12 protein-coding genes, 1 tRNA gene and 2 pseudogenes are annotated in these 16,056 nt (G+C 67.7%); 6 read left to right on the forward strand and 9 right to left on the reverse strand.

Translation table 11 applies throughout. The features are described from left to right. Nucleotides 1-42: 42 nt before the first annotated feature. Complete coding sequence (locus LKO27_RS05850; RefSeq protein WP_227736080.1) at nt 43-3,228, reverse strand: alpha-L-rhamnosidase C-terminal domain-containing protein; 3,186 nt, start codon at nt 3,226-3,228, stop codon at nt 43-45. Nucleotides 3,229-3,501: 273 nt separating this feature from the next. Here LKO27_RS05850 and LKO27_RS05855 point away from each other — a divergent pair, with 273 nt between their 5' ends. The 3 genes from LKO27_RS05855 to LKO27_RS05865 all read left to right on the forward strand — a co-directional run bounded on the left by LKO27_RS05855 (nt 3,502) and on the right by LKO27_RS05865 (nt 6,271). After that, on the forward strand, nt 3,502-5,031 hold the full coding sequence (locus LKO27_RS05855) for a sulfatase-like hydrolase/transferase (protein ID WP_227736082.1): 1,530 nt from the start codon (nt 3,502-3,504) through the stop codon (nt 5,029-5,031). A 15-nt stretch (nt 5,032-5,046) separates the two neighbouring features. Then, nucleotides 5,047-5,907, forward strand: a complete 861-nt coding sequence (locus tag LKO27_RS05860; RefSeq protein ID WP_227736084.1) for an aldo/keto reductase — start codon at nt 5,047-5,049, stop codon at nt 5,905-5,907. Between the two features lie 142 nt (nt 5,908-6,049). Continuing rightward, entirely contained in the window at nt 6,050-6,271 is a 222-nt protein-coding gene (locus LKO27_RS05865) for a hypothetical protein (protein WP_227736085.1), read from the forward strand. A 253-nt stretch (nt 6,272-6,524) separates the two neighbouring features. Here the strand turns inward: LKO27_RS05865 and LKO27_RS05870 are convergent. Next, nucleotides 6,525-6,598 (reverse strand) — tRNA-Pro (locus tag LKO27_RS05870). A gap of 164 nt (nt 6,599-6,762) precedes the next feature. Here LKO27_RS05870 and LKO27_RS05875 point away from each other — a divergent pair. Beyond that, complete coding sequence (locus LKO27_RS05875) at nt 6,763-8,082, forward strand: hypothetical protein (RefSeq protein WP_227736087.1); 1,320 nt, start codon at nt 6,763-6,765, stop codon at nt 8,080-8,082. A gap of 12 nt (nt 8,083-8,094) precedes the next feature. On the opposite strand, the gene der is transcribed toward LKO27_RS05875, so the two are convergent. After that, complete coding sequence (gene der, locus LKO27_RS05880; RefSeq protein ID WP_227737224.1) at nt 8,095-9,471, reverse strand: ribosome biogenesis GTPase Der; 1,377 nt, start codon at nt 9,469-9,471, stop codon at nt 8,095-8,097. A 132-nt stretch (nt 9,472-9,603) separates the two neighbouring features. On the opposite strand from der, the gene LKO27_RS05885 reads away from it, so the two are divergent. Continuing rightward, nucleotides 9,604-11,205: an ABC-F family ATP-binding cassette domain-containing protein gene (locus tag LKO27_RS05885; protein ID WP_227736089.1), complete on the forward strand. Its 1,602-nt coding sequence runs from the start codon at nt 9,604-9,606 to the stop codon at nt 11,203-11,205. A 3-nt stretch (nt 11,206-11,208) separates the two neighbouring features. On the opposite strand, the gene LKO27_RS05890 is transcribed toward LKO27_RS05885, so the two are convergent. The 5 genes and pseudogenes from LKO27_RS05890 to prcB all read right to left on the reverse strand — a co-directional run bounded on the left by LKO27_RS05890 (nt 11,209) and on the right by prcB (nt 14,746). Further along, nucleotides 11,209-11,529, reverse strand: coding sequence for a hypothetical protein (locus LKO27_RS05890; RefSeq protein WP_227736091.1), 321 nt, complete (start codon nt 11,527-11,529; stop codon nt 11,209-11,211). 9 nt (nt 11,530-11,538) lie between these two features. Further along, nucleotides 11,539-12,201 carry a (d)CMP kinase gene (cmk, locus tag LKO27_RS05895; RefSeq protein WP_227737225.1) on the reverse strand — a complete coding sequence of 221 codons (663 nt, stop codon included), beginning with the start codon at nt 12,199-12,201 and terminating at the stop codon, nt 11,539-11,541. A gap of 18 nt (nt 12,202-12,219) precedes the next feature. Next, a pseudogene (locus tag LKO27_RS05900) lies at nt 12,220-13,269 on the reverse strand (prephenate dehydrogenase); the annotation flags it as partial. Next, nucleotides 13,266-13,958 carry a proteasome subunit alpha gene (gene prcA, locus LKO27_RS05905; RefSeq protein WP_227736093.1) on the reverse strand — a complete coding sequence of 231 codons (693 nt, stop codon included), beginning with the start codon at nt 13,956-13,958 and terminating at the stop codon, nt 13,266-13,268. The gene prcA and the pseudogene LKO27_RS05900, both read right to left, overlap by 4 nt. After that, entirely contained in the window at nt 13,958-14,746 is a 789-nt protein-coding gene (prcB, locus tag LKO27_RS05910; protein ID WP_227736094.1) for a proteasome subunit beta, read from the reverse strand. The genes prcA and prcB overlap by 1 nt, the downstream gene beginning before the upstream one ends. A gap of 69 nt (nt 14,747-14,815) precedes the next feature. On the opposite strand from prcB, the gene LKO27_RS05915 reads away from it, so the two are divergent. After that, a complete protein-coding gene (locus LKO27_RS05915; RefSeq protein WP_227736097.1) occupies nt 14,816-15,220 on the forward strand; it encodes a DUF3054 domain-containing protein in 405 nt (134 codons plus the stop codon). Here LKO27_RS05915 and LKO27_RS05920 read toward each other — a convergent pair. Further along, nucleotides 15,166-16,050: pseudogene (locus LKO27_RS05920) on the reverse strand (tRNA (adenine-N1)-methyltransferase); the annotation flags it as partial. The gene LKO27_RS05915 and the pseudogene LKO27_RS05920 overlap by 55 nt on opposite strands. Nucleotides 16,051-16,056 lie beyond the last annotated feature (6 nt).

Genomic DNA, 16,056 nt, shown 5'->3' on the forward strand with positions numbered 1-16,056 from the left:
CCTGGCCACCCACACCCGTCGGGGCCGGCGCCTCATCCCCTGTCAGCAGACCTCCCGCAGCTGTGCGCTCGCCTCGCTGGTCCCTGGGCCGGTCCGCAGGACGTGGCAACCGGTCGGTACGCCGTCGACGCGCAGGTACGCACCCTCGCGGATCGCTGGGACCAAGGTCCCGTCGAGATACACCTCGTCGGAATCCGCAGCCGGAACGTAGACATCCGCAACGCTGTTGCCCGGGACACGGACCCCTACGTCGGTCTTGCCATTGACGACTGCGTACGAGGCTCCGATCTTGCCCCGCAGCGTGGGCAGCGTGACGTGAGCCGTGGAAACCGGGCCAGGCTGCGGACGCACGAGGAACTCCGAGTAGCCGGGAGTCCGGGGCTCGATGCCGAACATTCCCTGCGGGATGTTGTACGCCGGTGAGGCCGCCCAGGGATGCGACCACGTCATGTTGCCCTTCAAGGACGTGTCCCACGCCTCCGCCGTCGCGCCGGCACCCTTGGCGATCATGTTCAGCCAGCTGCGCAGGCCGGTGCTCGTGAGCAGTTGATGCGCGACGTCGCCGCGATCACCGTCGTAGAGGGCCTCCAACACGAATGCCGCACAGTAGACACTGCATGCCATGCCGCGTGTGCCGAGGTAGTCCGCAGACCGCTCGGCGACGTCGCCCTCTGCCAGTCCGAACGCGGTGGCGAAGACGGTCGCGTGGACTGCCCAATGCTGAACCGGTGTCCCGTCCGCGTTCAGCCCGTCCCTGAAGGCGCCCTTGTCAGCATCCCACAGCCGTTCGACGGCGGCCGCCTGCAGCCGCTCCGCGATGGCGGTGTAGTCAGCGGCATCCGCATCGTTGCCGAGGGCGGTCGCGATGTCTGCCATGTCGCGGTATGCCTGATGGCTGATGGCATTGATCACTGTGTTGTAAGGGCGGAAGACGTAACCGTCGCGCTCGGAGGTGGGCCAGTCCACGATGTCACAGTCGGTGCAGGATCCGGCGCCACTGGAACCGGTGTCCTTGCGGATGAGGCCGGTCGACGCCTCGAGCCACCTTGTGGGCAGCTTGCTCCGCAGCGCGTCGTAATTCCGCGCCAGGGCGCTGGTGTCGCCGGTCTGAAGCCAGGAGTCGTGGAAGGCGAGGATGGTGTAGATCGGCCACTCGGTGGGCCAGGTCCGCCCGGTGAGCAAGTACTCCAGGGAGTAGTTGCCGAGCGTCGGGTCGCTGGAGACGAAGAAGTTCGCCATCATCTGGAGATAGGAGTCCGCCTCGTAGGCGATCCGTTCACGCGTCCAGGAGTCGACATAGAGGTTGTGGTTGGTGGCCTCGATGGTGTTGCGCGAAAGTTCCCACACCTGGTTGAGACCGTCGTCGGATGATTCGAAGATCGCCTCACTGGTGTCGAAGGGATACACCTGAGCGAGGGCGGGGAAGTCATCGCGCCCAAGTCCCTGCGGAGCACCGATCACCTCGGCGTAGCGGAAGACCCTCATTCCCCAGGTTTCCAGGTGCTGTTGTCCCTCGCGAAGTGTCGGCCGGTCCTGGTAGGTGTTGCCGGTACGCATGGCGAAGCGCACTGTCATGGGCGCGCTGAGTTCCTCACCGAACCGGATGTCGAGGACCTGGCCGGCGCTCCCGTTGAGGTCCAGTGAAAGGCCGCCCAGCCAGGTCCTGCCGTAGTCGATGAAGTAGTGGCCGGGGGCCTTCTCCACCACCGACTCCGGCAGCCGGAGTTGCTGCTCCACCTTTGCCATCGGCGCAGCGGCCAGCTTGGCGAAGGGCGCCTTGACCTCGACGCCTCGCCACCCGGTGGCGTCGAAGCCGGGCAGCGCGAAGCCCTCGGGCCAGCGGGCCACCTGCACGTTCTCGCGCGGAGCGGTGTAGACGCTGGTGCCGATGCTCCCGGCTTGGGGGAACACAGGCGCGCCTGTCAGCGACTGCCAGGACGAGTCGGTGACGATCGCGTCCCGGGTGCCGTCGGCGTACTCGATCACCAGGCGACCAAGGAAACGCCGGTCCGAGCTGGTCCAGCCCAGGATCCCGATGGCATTGGCCGCCCCACGCCTCAGTTGAGGCGTGACGTCGAAGCCGTCGTAGCGGGCCTCGCCCTTGATCGGCTGCGTCGGCCCGAGGCCGACGAACTCACCATTGAGCCAGGCCTTGTAGACGTACTGCTTGCCAGGAGCCGTCGAGGACGCCGTGGCGAAGAAGGTGGCCGCGGCGATCTCTTTGTCCGGGACGTCGAACTCCGTGCGCAGGAACGCCCAGTCGTTGGACTCCACGCCGTAGATGCAGTTCGCTCCCGTTCCGATCCTGAGCCAGCCGCCGGAGACCGTGCCGCAGCTGAAGTCCGAAGATGGCTGGGAGAAGTCGTTCGAGTAGAGTGTCGCGCCCGCCGGGTCAGTCACGGTGATCGCATCCCATGAGTTGCGCTCAGTGCCTCCCGTACGGAATCCGATGGTCCCGTTCGCGAAGTCCGTGAGCGTCCGGGTGTCGATCAGGGCGCCGTCGAGCCAGGTACTGATCCGGGAGCCGATGGCCTCGATGCGGAGCCTGTAGGACTGGCCGGTGACCAGCGGGGTTGCGAGCGGAACGGTCCCCAGCACAGTGAAACCGCCCCCCACCCGCTTGTGCGGCGCGAAGGTGTTGACCCCGTTGCCCCGGAACTGCCACATGTAGTAGTTGTTGAGGTCCTTCGCCCTGAAGACGATGGTGGCGTTCTGGTTGTCGATCCGGAACGTCGTGTCGATGACGACGTCGCTCCACACCGTCGACTCCGACGGCGCGAGCCAGATGGTCCTGGCCTCGCCCCACGCCTGTCCCGGCCCCGTCCCGAAGACCGCCGTGTCCGACCAGTCAGAGGCCTTGCCCGCCTCGTCCCAGACGCGCACGCGCCACTTGTAGGTCTGCTCGGGCCTCAGTTCAGGCCCCCCGTACGCCACGTTCGTGCTGACTGAGGAGGCCACCCTTCCGGAGTCCCAAACCCTTGCTGCTCCGATGCCGTGCGTGATCTCCGCCACCTGGACCCGGTAGGCGCTCTGACGTGCGAACGGCACGTTCCAGGCCAGCAGCGGTGATCCCAGCTCCTCCAGGTCTCGTGGGGACTCGAGCTGGGCGATCGTCAGGTTCGAGGGTTTGCCACCTTCGTCGGCAGAGGCGACGGTCTGGACGAGCGCTGCTGGGCCGATGAGTGCGGCGAGGAGGACAACAAGAAACACCCGGAGGGATCGAGGCATGCAGGGCACCTGTTCGCAAGGGGCATCGTCCGTTGATGCCGCGGTGCTGTCCATCCCAACACGCAATATGAAACGTGTCAAGGAGTTCGGACAGGTCGTGAGCGGTTGGCGCCCTGACCGCCCAGCGGTGCGCTGGGTCAGTCCGATAGGCGCCCGCGGCGCCACAGATGTTGTGCGGTCATTGACAACTTGCCCAACACAAGGGCAGCGTCATGGTCAGCGCCCACCTGACACTCTCTCGGCAGGCGACGACCAATCTAGGAGAAGTAGAAGATGCCGCAGCCGGCAACCATGCGCCCGCGCAACGTCCTGGTGATCATGACCGACCAGCATCGCGTGGACACCATCGCCGCTCTGGTGGGCGACGGCGCCCGTGGCGTCCACACCCCCAACATCGACAGGCTCGCCTCCGAGGGGTTCGCGTTCACGCAGGCCATGACCCCCACTCCCATCTGCACGCCCGCCCGCACCAGCCTGCTGACGGGGGCTGCACCTTTTCGTCACAAGGTCCTCGCCAACCACGAGTGGAACATCGGCTACCAGACCGAGCTCCCCACCACGAGCTGGACCTATACGCAGGCGCTGCGTGACGCGGGCTACAACGTCGGGCTCGTAGGCAAGTTCCACGTCGGTGAGCTGCACCCGCCGTCGGATTTCGGCATGGACGACGACTCCTTCGTGGGCGCGATCAACCCTGTGGCCGATCCCCGGTACACCGGGTGGCTGGAACTCAACGGTCACCCGCCGGTGCGGGTCACCGATCCCGTGCGCGGAGTCCTGCCCGGAAACCGGCCCGGTCACGTTCTGGCGGCGCGGCTCCAGCAGCCGGTCGAGGCCACCTTCGAGCGGTTCCTGACCGAGCTCGGGATCGAGAGGCTGCGGTCATACGCCGCAGACTGGGACCGGCATGAGCAGCCGTTCTGCCTGCACGTCCACTACTTCGGACCGCACCTGCCGTACTTCATCCCAGACGAGTTCTTCGACCTCATCGACCCCGACGACGTCGAGCTCCCCGCTTCATTCGACGAGACGTTCGAGGGCAAGCCTCCCGTTCAGCAGAACTACTCGACCTACTGGTCAGCTGACTCGTTCTCCCGTGACGAGTGGCGCCGCATCGTCGCCGTCTACCGGGGCTACGTGGCGCTCATCGACCAGGAGGTCGGGCTGCTCCTGGCTGAGTTGGAGCGTCTGGGGCTCGCCGAGGACACCAGCATCTTCTTCACCGCCGACCATGGCGAGTTCACCGGCGCACACCGGCTGAACGACAAGGGGCCGGCCGCCTACGACGACATCCTCAACATCCCCCTGCTCGCGCACGTGCCCGGGATCTCGCACCACGGCCGCTCCGACGCGTTCGTATCTCTGCTTGACATCCCGGCCACCATCATGGAACTGGCCGGGCTCGATGCCGGGCAGGTGGTCGACGGGCGCTCGTTGCTACATCTAGCAGGGGAAGACGGGCAGGCAAACTGGCGCGAGGACATCGTGTGCGAGTTCCACGGCCACCACTTCCCGCTGCAGCAGCGGACGCTGATCACGAGGGACTACAAGCTCGTGGTCTCACCGGAATCCGTCAACGAGCTCTACGACCGCCGCAACGACCCCCACGAACTGGTCAACCGCTACGCAGATCCAGACTTCGACGACATTCGCAAGACCTTGGCGACCCGCCTGCACTCCATCCTCCAGGAGCGCGGCGACAAGGCGTTCGCAAACTGGATGCTGGCCGTCACGGACTTCGACGTCCCGATGACCGCGATCTCCCACTCCGACTACGACTCCGTCCCCGGGAACACCAACTGACATTAGGGTGGCAGCATGACCGTTTCCGCTTCTGGATCATTCCGGCTCGCCGGGCAACTGGAGGTCACCCGCCTCGGCTTCGGCGCCATGCGCATCACCGGTCCCGGGATCTGGGGTCCCCCGGGGGACCACGACGAGGCGATCCGGGTACTCCGCCGCGCCGTCGAACTGGGCGTCGACTTCATCGACACCGCCGACTCCTACGGCCCGTTCGTATCCGAAGACCTCATCTTCGAAGCCCTGCACCGCGACGGTGGGTACGGGAATGTCACGATCGCGACCAAAGGCGCCCACACGCGCCACGGCCCGAACATCTGGGCCCAGGTGGGACGGCCCGAGTACCTGCGGCAATGCGTGCTCATGTCGCTGCGCCGGCTGGGGCTCGAACAGATCCCGCTGTGGCAGCTGCACAGGATCGACCCGCAGGTGCCCCGCGAGGAACAGTTCGGTGCCATGAAGGAGTTCGTCGACGAAGGCCTCGTTCGCCTCGTGGGCCTCTCGCAGGTGAGCGTCGAGGAGATCGTCGCGGCCCAGGAGGCTGGCCTGCAAGTGGCCTCGGTCCAGAACAGATACAACCTGGTGGACCGCTCCAGCGAGGACGTCCTGGACTTCTGCGAACGCGAGGGCATCGGCTTCATCCCATGGGCGCCGATCGACGCTGGCCGCCTCGCTGACCAGGGCGGCCCCGTCGACGACGTCGTCAGGGCCCACAGCGGCGCGACGCCGGCCCAGGTCGCCCTGGCCTGGTTGCTGCGTCGCTCCCCCGTGATGCTGCCCATCCCCGGAACCAGCAAGGTGGCACACCTCGAGGCCAACCTCGCCGCCGCAGATCTGGAGCTGACCGACGACGAGGTGGCTGCCCTGACCGCAGCCTGAATCCGGGGCAGATACGGGTCGCGGGTTGTCATGCGCACCCTAGACTCTACAAACATTCGACACGACCCTAGACAAACATTGCACAGCAACGTAGTGTCATGCCATCGCCCGCGCCGCGGGCACTAAGCCAAAGGGGTCATCAATGAAGAAGTTCCTGATAGGCACAGCCATCGGTCTCGTCGCCTTCGCCGGAGCTGCGCCAGCAGCCCAGGCAACCGAAAGTCACCATCGGGGGTACGGCGTCATCGTCCAGGACTGCCTCGACAAGTCCGTGGGTGCGGCGATCAAGGCCGGTAAGGCAGCCCATGAGGGCGCAAGGATGACGGCGAAGACGATCGCCGAGTCCCCTCACTGCGCCAGCTGATATCCCAAGACGCCAGGCGCCCGCCCGGCGGCCGAAAGCCTCCGTGGCTCTCACGCAAAGGAGACCCGGGGGCTTTCGTCACGCATGGCGATCATCGGGATCGTCATCATCCAGAGCCTTTCGATGCTTCAGGTGTGGCCGACCATGCTGGAAGGTCTCGGCATGATTGACACGACCTGCCATCACGTCGTCTTCACCGTCAGGCACGGGAGCCAGTGGCTCCAGAGTTAGCCTCTGACAAGGCCTTTTGCGGTCGGGCTGACAGGATTTGAACCTGCGACCCCTTGACCCCCAGTCAAGTGCGCTACCAAGCTGCGCTACAGCCCGCCGTCGTCGTGAGACAACCCGCACAGCTTAGCGAGTTCTTGCCGAATTGGCACATCGACAGGGGGCCGCCCATGGACCCGGTCGGCGGCGGGGTCCGGGCTCGCCCGCACCGGGAATCGCACACCTGTCTCATTCTGTCAGTGGTCCCGAATAGTGTGTGTGGCATGGAGCACATCGCACGGACGCTCGCCGAGGACCTCAAGGAGGCAGCTCGGTTGTCGCGCCTCGCCGAGGCACGCAAGGTCATCGTCCTGGCTGCGCTGGCGGACACCTATGGGGTCGGCTTCGACGACGTCCTCCCGGTCCTGGCTGAACGCAGGCTGCGCGTCGGCCTGGATGGCCCGACGGTCTCGGAGTTCCTCTGTCTGGAGGTGGCGGGCCTCCTCGGCTGCACCCCCACCGCCGCAGCGGGCAGGATCGCTGACGCGGTTAACCTCAAGCACCGCCACCCCACGCTCTTCCACGCGTTGACAGACCTGCAGATCGACGCGGACCGCGCCTGCCGAGCTGCGGCGAAGTGCTCGGACCTGCCGGGGGACGTCGCGGAGCGGGTCACCTCAGAGTGGTTGCGCACCCAGCACCGCCTCAGTTGGACTGCCGCCTTCAACCTACTGGCAAGGCTCATCATCGATGCGGACCCGGAGGTGGCCGCTGAGAAGGAACGCCAGTCGCGCGAGCACCTCGGCATCCATGTGTGGGGGCATCACAACGGCACCATGAACATCAAGGGCCGTCTCGGCACGCTGGACGCACGCTACGTCGATGCAGCCGTCACCCGGATTGCCGAGATCCTCCGCGAAGCCAGTCCGGATGCAACTCGTGACGCTCTCCGGGCCCGGGCTCTCGGGATTCTGGCCAATCCTGCATATGCCCTCGCACTGCTACAGGGCGCAGCACAACCCGCTCTGCCGGGTGAGGCACCTCAAGCCGCGGACCGGCGTGGGAACCCCCATGCCTGTCTCGGGCACCTGTGTGGCCGCATCACGGTCCCGCTGAGCAAGCTGCGCCCCAGGCTCGGCATGGCTGTTCATGTGAACATCGACGCTCTGGGGGAAGCAAAGGGTTCGGCCCGTGTTGAGGGCGCGGGTCACCTCGCCGTCGGGTCCTTGGCCGACATGCTCCAAGGAGCAGAGGTGGTCCTGCAACCGGTCATCGATCTCAACGAATTGCCCGCCGAGGACAGTTACGTGCCGTCGACGCGGCTGCGCATGGCACTGGGGCTGTCGCTGCCTCAGGAACTGTTCCCCTTCTCCAACCGCAGCCAACGAGGGCTGGACGTGGACCACACGGTCCCGTATCGGCCCGGCGGCGGGGGCCAGACGCGGCTCGGCAACCTGGCCCCACTGAGCAGACGCGCCCATCGCGCGAAGACCGCCGGGATCTGGAAGGTGAAACAGCCCCGCGCCGGGATTCTTGAATGGACCAGTCCACTCGGTTTCCGCTACGAGGTCAGCGCGCACCACGGCACACGAAGACGGGATTAGCAGACCGAGGACCTACTTGCGGTCCTTGTGCTTCTCGCGGGCGCGCACCTCGATGTGGATCGGGGACCCGGAGAACCCGAACTCCTCGCGGAGCCTGCGCTCGACGAAGCGCACGTAGCCCGGGTCCAGCAGACCGCTGGTGAACAGCACGAAGGTCGGCGGGCAGTTCTGCGCCTGGGTCCCGAAGAGCACCCTCGGCTGCTTGCCACCGCGGACGGGGTGCGGGTGCGAGGCTGCGATGCGCCCCAGGAAGGCGTTGAGCTTGCCCGTGGAGATCCGCGTCTCCCAGCCCTCGGCAGCCTCCTCGATCGCCTTGCTGAGCTTGTCGACGTTGCGGCCGGTGAGGGCGGAGATGTTGACCTTCGGCGCCCAGGTGAACCCCACCATGTCCCGCTCGATCTCACGGTCCAGGTAGCGACGGCGTTCCTCGTCGGTCAGGTCCCACTTGTTGAACGCCACCACCAGCGCCCGCCCGGTCTCCTCCACGTTGGTGAGGATGCGCAGGTCCTGCTCGGTCAGCGGCTCCGACGCGTCGATGACGGCGACGCAGACCTGCGCCCGCTCGATCGCCGTCTGGGTGCGCAACGAGGCGTAGAACTCGTGTCCGGAGGCCTCCTTGATCCGACGACGAATACCGGCGGTATCGATGAAGTTGTAGATCCGGCCCCCGACCTCGACGATCTCGTCAACGGGGTCGACCGTGGTGCCGGAGATATCGGAGACCACCACCCGCTGCTGGGCCGCGATCTTGTTCAGCAGCGACGACTTTCCCACGTTCGGCTTGCCGACGATGGCCACCCGGCGGGGGCCGGCCTCGTCCACGAACCGCTCCTTGGGAGCCTCGGGGAGGGCGTCCAGCAGGGCGTCGAGCAGGTCTCCCGAGCCGCGGCCGTGCATCGCCGAGACCGGGTACGGCTCCCCCAGCCCCAGGTTCCACATGGTCGCGGCCATTGCCTCGTGACGCTGGTCGTCGACCTTGTTGGCCGCCAGGATGACGGGCTTCTTCGACTGGCGCAGGATCCGCACGACAGCCTCGTCCTCGTCGAGGGTCCCGACGGTGGCGTCGACCACGAACAGGACTGCATCGGCGAGGGAGATGGCCAGTTCGGCCTGCTCGGCGATCTGCTGGGACATGCCGCGTGCATCGGACATCCAGCCGCCGGTGTCCACCAGGACGAACTCGCGGCCGTTCCAGTTGGCGTCGTAGGAAACGCGGTCGCGCGTCACGCCGGGAACGTCCTGCACGACAGCCTCGCGACGGCCGAGGATGCGGTTGACGAGGGACGACTTGCCCACGTTGGGCCTGCCGACCACGGCCACCACGGGCTTGATCGGTGTTTGTTCTTCGCTCACTGCGCTCCTCGTGCTCTTGGCATCAGCCCATCCTATCGGTTAATGTATTTGCGCTTCTGTCCCCGACGATTGGAAATTCCGTGGAGTCCTGGTCGCACCGCTGACCCGCGCTGCACCGTTCGAGCATGTCCGCTCCGGTCCGGCGCACGCCAACCGACCAGGAGACCCATGCCCACGCCGCAATCCATCGTCCTTTCCGACGTCAGCTTCGGCTTCGATCCCCTCGACGCACCCCTGCTCCAGGGCCTGAGCGCCACCATCCCGCCTGGCCGCACGGGCGTCGTCGGCCGCAACGGAACCGGCAAGACCACGCTGCTGCGACTGATCTCAGGAGAGCTGCCTCCCACCTCCGGTGACTTGCTGGTCCCCGGCGAAGTGGCCCATGTCCGCCAGGACCTGTTCCAGCGCCCTGAGATCACCGTCGCCCAGCTGCTGGGCATCGACGACACCTTGTCGGCCCTGCGCGCCATCGAGGCGGGCAGCCTCGCGCAGCAGAACTTCGACGCGGTGGCCGACCACTGGGACGTCGAGTCCCGCGCGGTCGCACTGCTGGCGAAACGCCTGCCCAGCCTCCAACCCGACGGCGTCCTCGACCGCCCCGCAGGGTCGCTCTCGGGGGGCGAACTCATGCTGGTGGCAATGTGCGGGCTCGAGCTGTCGGGTGCACCCATTTCCGTCCTGGACGAACCGACGAACAACCTCGACGCCCGGTCCCGCGAGGCGCTCTACGCGGCCGTCAAGGATTGGAAGGGGACACTCCTCGTGGTCAGCCACGACGTCGCCCTGCTGAACCTCATGGACGCCATTCTGGAAATCCACGACGGCGGCCTGAGGGTGTTTGGCGGCAACTACGACGACTACACCCAGCGGCTGGATGCCGAGCAGGCGGCCGCCGAGCAAGCTGTGAGAGCCGCCGAGCAGAAGGTACGCGCGGAGAGTCGCGAACGCGACCACATCCAGACGGCGATGGCCAGACGCAAGCAGAAGAGCAAGAAGGACTTCCTCAACAAGCGGGCTCCGCGAATAGTGATGAATGCCTGGGGACAGAAGTCCGAGAAGGTCCGCGCGGCGGAGATGCACAAGGCTGCGGCGAAGGTGGCAGAGGCGCAGTCGGCGCTCGGTGCGGCGGAGGAACGGATCCGCGACGACAGCTCCATCAGGGTGGAGATCGTGGACCCGGGCGTCGCAGCTGGTCGGCTGTTGGCCGAGCTCGCCGGGACCGACCGGACCGTCCACGTCACCGGCGGCCTGCGGCTGGCCCTGATCGGGAACAACGGCGTGGGGAAGACAGCGCTGCTGAGGACGATGCTCCACCCCGACGCACCAAGCCAGCTACCCGCGCGCGGGAGGCTTCTGACCACGCGTTTCGGGTACCTCGACCAGACCCTCGCCCTCGACGGAGCAGCCTCGGCACTCCAGGTGGTGCAAGCGGCAGCCCCCCGCCGGCAGCCACAGGAGATCCGCGGCGGGCTCGCGCGATTCCTGCTGCGTGGCGACATCGTCGAGCGACCAGTGGGGTCGCTCTCGGGCGGCGAGCGGTTCCGGGTGGCGTTCGCTCGGCTGCTGCTGGCAGATCCCCCGCCGGAGTTGCTGATCCTCGACGAGCCGACCAACAACCTCGATCTCGACAGCGTGGAGCAGCTCATCCAGGGATTGCGCAGCTACCGTGGCGCCCTGCTCGTGGTCAGCCACGACCAGCACCTGCTCGACCGGCTGGAACTCGACGAGGTGGTGGAGCTGGGGCCCGACGGGACGCTGACGGTGCCCTGACGGTCAGTCGGCGGCATGGTTCTCAAGCACGTGGAAGGCCGGCTCCTCGTAGGGATGCGCCTCGCGCAGCACGGCGACGACGCGATCGCGCAGGTCACGGGGGAAGGTGAGCTCCACCCGGTTCTCCTCCACGTACTCCAGCTCCCCCACGTGTCCCACTGTGGGGTCGGCGCCCTCCAGCGGCCGAAACTGCCCGCGGCCGGGAGAGACGAAGGCGCACTCGTCGTAGTTGCCGACCCGGCCTGCCCCGACGGCGAACAACGCCGCGAGCACGCCGTCGGTGTCCGCCACCGGAACGTAGAAAACGAGGACGTCGAGGGTCATGGGGTGAGCCTATTGCGCGCGCGTCAGGGCGACGATCTGCTCGACCACCTCGTCCGGCGTCTGGTGGGTGGAGTCGATCACGACCACGCCATGGGCGGCCTCGGTGAAGTTCGTGTGCCGGGAGTCGTCGCGGTCGCGGCGGATCACCTGGTCCGTGACCGCGGCGGCATCGGCCTTGTCCCCCAGCTCTACGCTGCGACGTGCCACTCGCGCCTCGGGATCCGCCACCAGCAGCACCCGCACGTCCGCATCCGGCGCGACGACCGTGGTGATGTCGCGGCCTTCGACGACGATGCGACGCCCGTGCGCCGCGATGATCTCCCGCATCCTGCGCGTCAGGTGTTTCCGGATCTCCGGGATGGCGGCCACGATGGAGACCTTCTCCGAGATCCGGGGCTCTCGGATGGCGTCGGTGATGACTTCGCCGTCGACGCTGACCCTCGGCTTGTCCGGGATGGTGGCGATCCGCAGGTCAGTGGCTGCGGCGAGCTTGAAGATGCCCTCGCTGTCCGAGGCATCAAGACCCGAGCGCAGGAACTGCCACGCCACCGCCCGGTACATGGCGCCGGTGTCGAGGTAGGCCAGGCCCAGGCGCTCAGCGAGCAGCCTCGCGGTCGTCGACTTCCCGGAACCGCTGGGCCCGTCGATCGCGATCACCATTGGTCCTGACATGTGGGCCTCCATCTGGTCGGACCAGGCGTTCCAGCCCCGGTCAGCAAGGTCGTCACGGAACTGCTCGCCCTTGGCGGCCTCCACGGAGATCGAGAGGTAGCCGACCTCACGCACGACGTCGTGGGTGAGGTCGAAGTCCTCGACGTTGAATCCCATCTCGCCGACGTCGCCGAACAGGCGTGCAAGGGCGCGGGGTTCGTCGGGGATCTCGACGGTCACCACCACCACGTCCAGGGGCGCCCGCCCGTGCTTGCCGGTGAGCGACCGGGCGCCGCTCTGCCCGATCCGCAGGCACTCCTCCAGCAGGTCTGGCTGGTCCAGCACCGAGATGAGGTAGGCCAGGTCCTCGGCCACCTCCTCCAGTTCCTCGCGGACCGCCGCCGCGTTGGTGGTGATGATCTGGCGCCACAAGGACGTGTCCGAACCGGCGATCCGGGTGACGTCGCGGATGCCCTGACCGGCGAGCAGTAGGTGGTCGCCCGGCACTTCGCGCAGGTGACTGGCGGTCAGGATGCTCATCAGGTGCGGCACGTGGCTGACCTGTGCGACGGCCTCGTCGTGGGCCGCCGGGTCCAGTTCCACGATCCGCGCGCCGGCCGTGCGCGCCAGTTCGCGGACGGCCTCGACGTGCTCGGGGGCATTGTCGACCGATGGGGTGAGCACCCAGGTGCGCTCGCGGAACAGCTCCGAGGAGGCAGTCAGCGGTCCGGTGAACTGGGACCCGGCCATGGGGTGCGACGGCACGTAGCGCGCGTGGTGCTCGCTGCCCCTCTCCACCGCCGCGATGATGGGCGCCTTCACCGATCCGACGTCGGTCACCACGGCGCGGGGGAACCGTTCCAGCGCCCGGCACACCACCTCCGGGATCACCGACGGCGGCGTCGCCACCACCACGACGTCGACGTCGTCGGGTCCCAGGTGCGAGATCCGGCCGGCGCCCATACCCGCGGCCACCCTGGCGTGCGAGGACGCGCGATCCTCCAGGTGGACATCCAGGCCGGCCTTGGTCAGTGCCAGGCCCAGCGAGGAGCCGACCAGCCCGGCCCCGATGATCAGCACCGAAGTCATGCGGGACCGGCCAGCCAATCGATGAGGACCTCGCCGGTGATCCGACGGAAGGTCCGGCGCGTCCCGCGACCGCGCTCCAGCACCGCCACCTCCAGGCTCTCGGCCTCCAGCGGGGCCTCTTCGGACAGCGCCGTGCGGGCCAGCCGGACGGCAGCAGGAAGATCGGCTGCGCCGTCGGCCGCGATGCCGGAGCGGATCCTCGCGGCCACGCCGTCGGAATCCCTGCCGAGCACGGCGAAGGACCGGTGCTCGGAGATGCTGCCGTCGTAGGAGACGTGGAAGAGAACGTCCGCGGCAGGCTCGAATCCCAGTTCCGCGACGACCAACTCCCCCTCGTAGGGCTTCTCGGCTGCGGAGAACGCCGCGCCCAGCAACTGCGAGTACTGCCCCGCCAGGCCGCGGGCGGTGACGTCGCGGCGGTCGTAGGAGTAGCCGCGCAGATCCGCCTGCCGGATGCCGGCGACGCGCAACGCCTCGAATTCGTTGTAACGTCCGACGGCGATGAAGCCGATCCGGTCGTAGATCTCGGCCACCTTGTGCAGGCTCGGGGAACGGTTCTCCGCCACCAGTGCGATGCCCAAGGTGCTGCTCAGCGCGACGACCGAGCGGCCCCGCGAGATGCCCTTGCGGGCGAACTCGGCCCGGTCCTGCATCAACTGCTCCGGCGAGACGTAGAACGGTGCCGACATCACAGTGCTCCTGCCCGGGGGCCGTCGGGGCGCTGGGCCCGAGCGGCGAGGATCTCCTCTGCCAGGGGGCGCAGTTCGTCGGCGTCGAAGCGGCGCACCCCGGCTGAGGTGACGCTCATCACCAAGGGCAGGATGCCGCGGGTGAGGTCGAGGCCGGAGGTGGCGGAGTCGTCGTCGGCAGCGTCGTAGAGGGCCTGCAGCAGCGCGATGGCCGCTTCCCGCTCACCGGCGCGTGGATCGTGCAGTTTCTTCAGCGCACCGCGTGCGAACACCGCCCCGGAGCCGACGGCCGCGAAGCTCTGCTCCTCGTAGCGGCCTCCGGTGGCGTCGTAGGAGAACATCCGGCCGCGCCCGGCCTGCGTGTCCCAGCCGACGAAGATCGGGAGGACAGCCAGACCCTGCATGGCCTGCGGGAGGTTGGCCCGCAGCAGCGCACCCAGGCGGTTGGCCTTGCCGTCCAGGCTGAGCTCGGCGAACTCGACCTTCTCGTAGTGCTCAAGTTCCACCTGGAACAGCCGTACCAGGTCCACAGCCACGCCGGCTACGCCGGCGACGCCGATCACTGACTGGTGGTCCGCGCCGAAGACCTTCTCGATGTCCCGCATGGCGATCGTGGAGCCGAGCGTGGCGCGCCGGTCGCCAGCCATCAGGACCCCGCCGTCGAAGGCCGCGGCGACGATCGTGGTGCCGTGCACCGCGCCGTCGGGGACACCGGCGCCTCGTGGGAGTGCATCCGGAGCCACCCGGGCCATGAAGTCCCGGAACGACGCTGGGTTGCCCTCGTCCATCGATCAGCCCTTCCTCAACGTTCGCGTGCTCAGTCGATCCTAGTGGACCGAGGCAGTAGGTTGATTTCCATGATGCGCATCGTGCCGGCCGCCATTGACCTGTTCCTAGTGCTGGTGTTCGCCGTCATCGGACGCGCCACCCACGCCAACGGGCTCAGCTTCCTCGGCATCCTGGAGACGGCCTGGCCGTTCCTCCTGGCCTGCCTGTTCGGTTGGGTCGTACTTAACCTCCTCGACGACGACGGCTTCGGCCTGCGCGCCGCGCTGGTGGTGTGGCTGGTCACGGTGCTCGGTGGCATGGGTCTGCGCATCGTCGTCGGCGGTGGTGCCGCGATGGCCTTCGTGGTGGTCGCGACGCTGGTGCTGGCCGCGTTCCTGTTCGGCTGGCGGCTCGGTTACCGCCTGCTGAAGGGCCGCTCTCAGTCCTCCGACGCCTCGAACCCCGGGATGTTGGCGGGCCGCGGGCCCGAGTAGTCGGGACCATAGGCGCCCGGTGCGGGACGCCGCTTGCGCATGGGGGCGGTCACCCCGGGGGCGAGCCGACGGGAGATCACAAGGAAACCCGTGTGCCCGGAGGTGCCGTGGCCCGGCCGGATGGCCAGGCCCTCGGCGTGCCAGTCGCGCACCGTCGTCTCGGTGAGGTGGGGTTCGGTGAACCCGCCGTGGGCACGCAGGGTGTCGGCGACGCGGCCGAGCTGGGTGGACGTCGCGACGTAGCAGCAGACGACGCCTCCGGCGACCAGCCGCTCCCCCACGGCGTCGATGCACTCCCAGGGGGCGAGCATGTCCAGGATCGCTCGGTCGATGGGCTCGTCGGTGATGGACTCAACGAGGTCTCCCACGGTCAGGGTCCAGGCCGGGTGTGGGCCGCCGAGGAAGGTCTCCACATTCCCGCGCGCGACGTCGGCGAACTTCTCACGGCGCTCGTAGGAGTGGAGCCGGCCCTCGGCACCGATGGCGCGCAGCAGCGCCAGCGACAATGCACCGGACCCGACACCGGCCTCGAGCACGCGGGCACCCGGGAAGATGTCGGCCCACATCAGGATCTGCGCGGCGTCCTTGGGGTAGATGACGGCTGCCTCGCGCGGCATGGAGACCATGAACTCGCTCAGCAGCGGACGCATCGCGAGGTACTCGACCCCACCCACCGATTTCACGGTGACCGCGTCGGGGCGGCCGATCAGGTCGTCGTGGCTGACCGCTCCGCGCGTGGTGTGCCACACCCCACCCTCCTTGAGGAGGATGGACTTGCGGCGGCCCTTCGGGTCGGTGAGGGTGACGCGGTCGCCCACCTGGAGCGGGCCGGTGGA

The sequence above is a fragment of the Tessaracoccus sp. OS52 genome (assembly GCF_020687685.1).
GTDB lineage: Bacteria > Actinomycetota > Actinomycetes > Propionibacteriales > Propionibacteriaceae > Arachnia.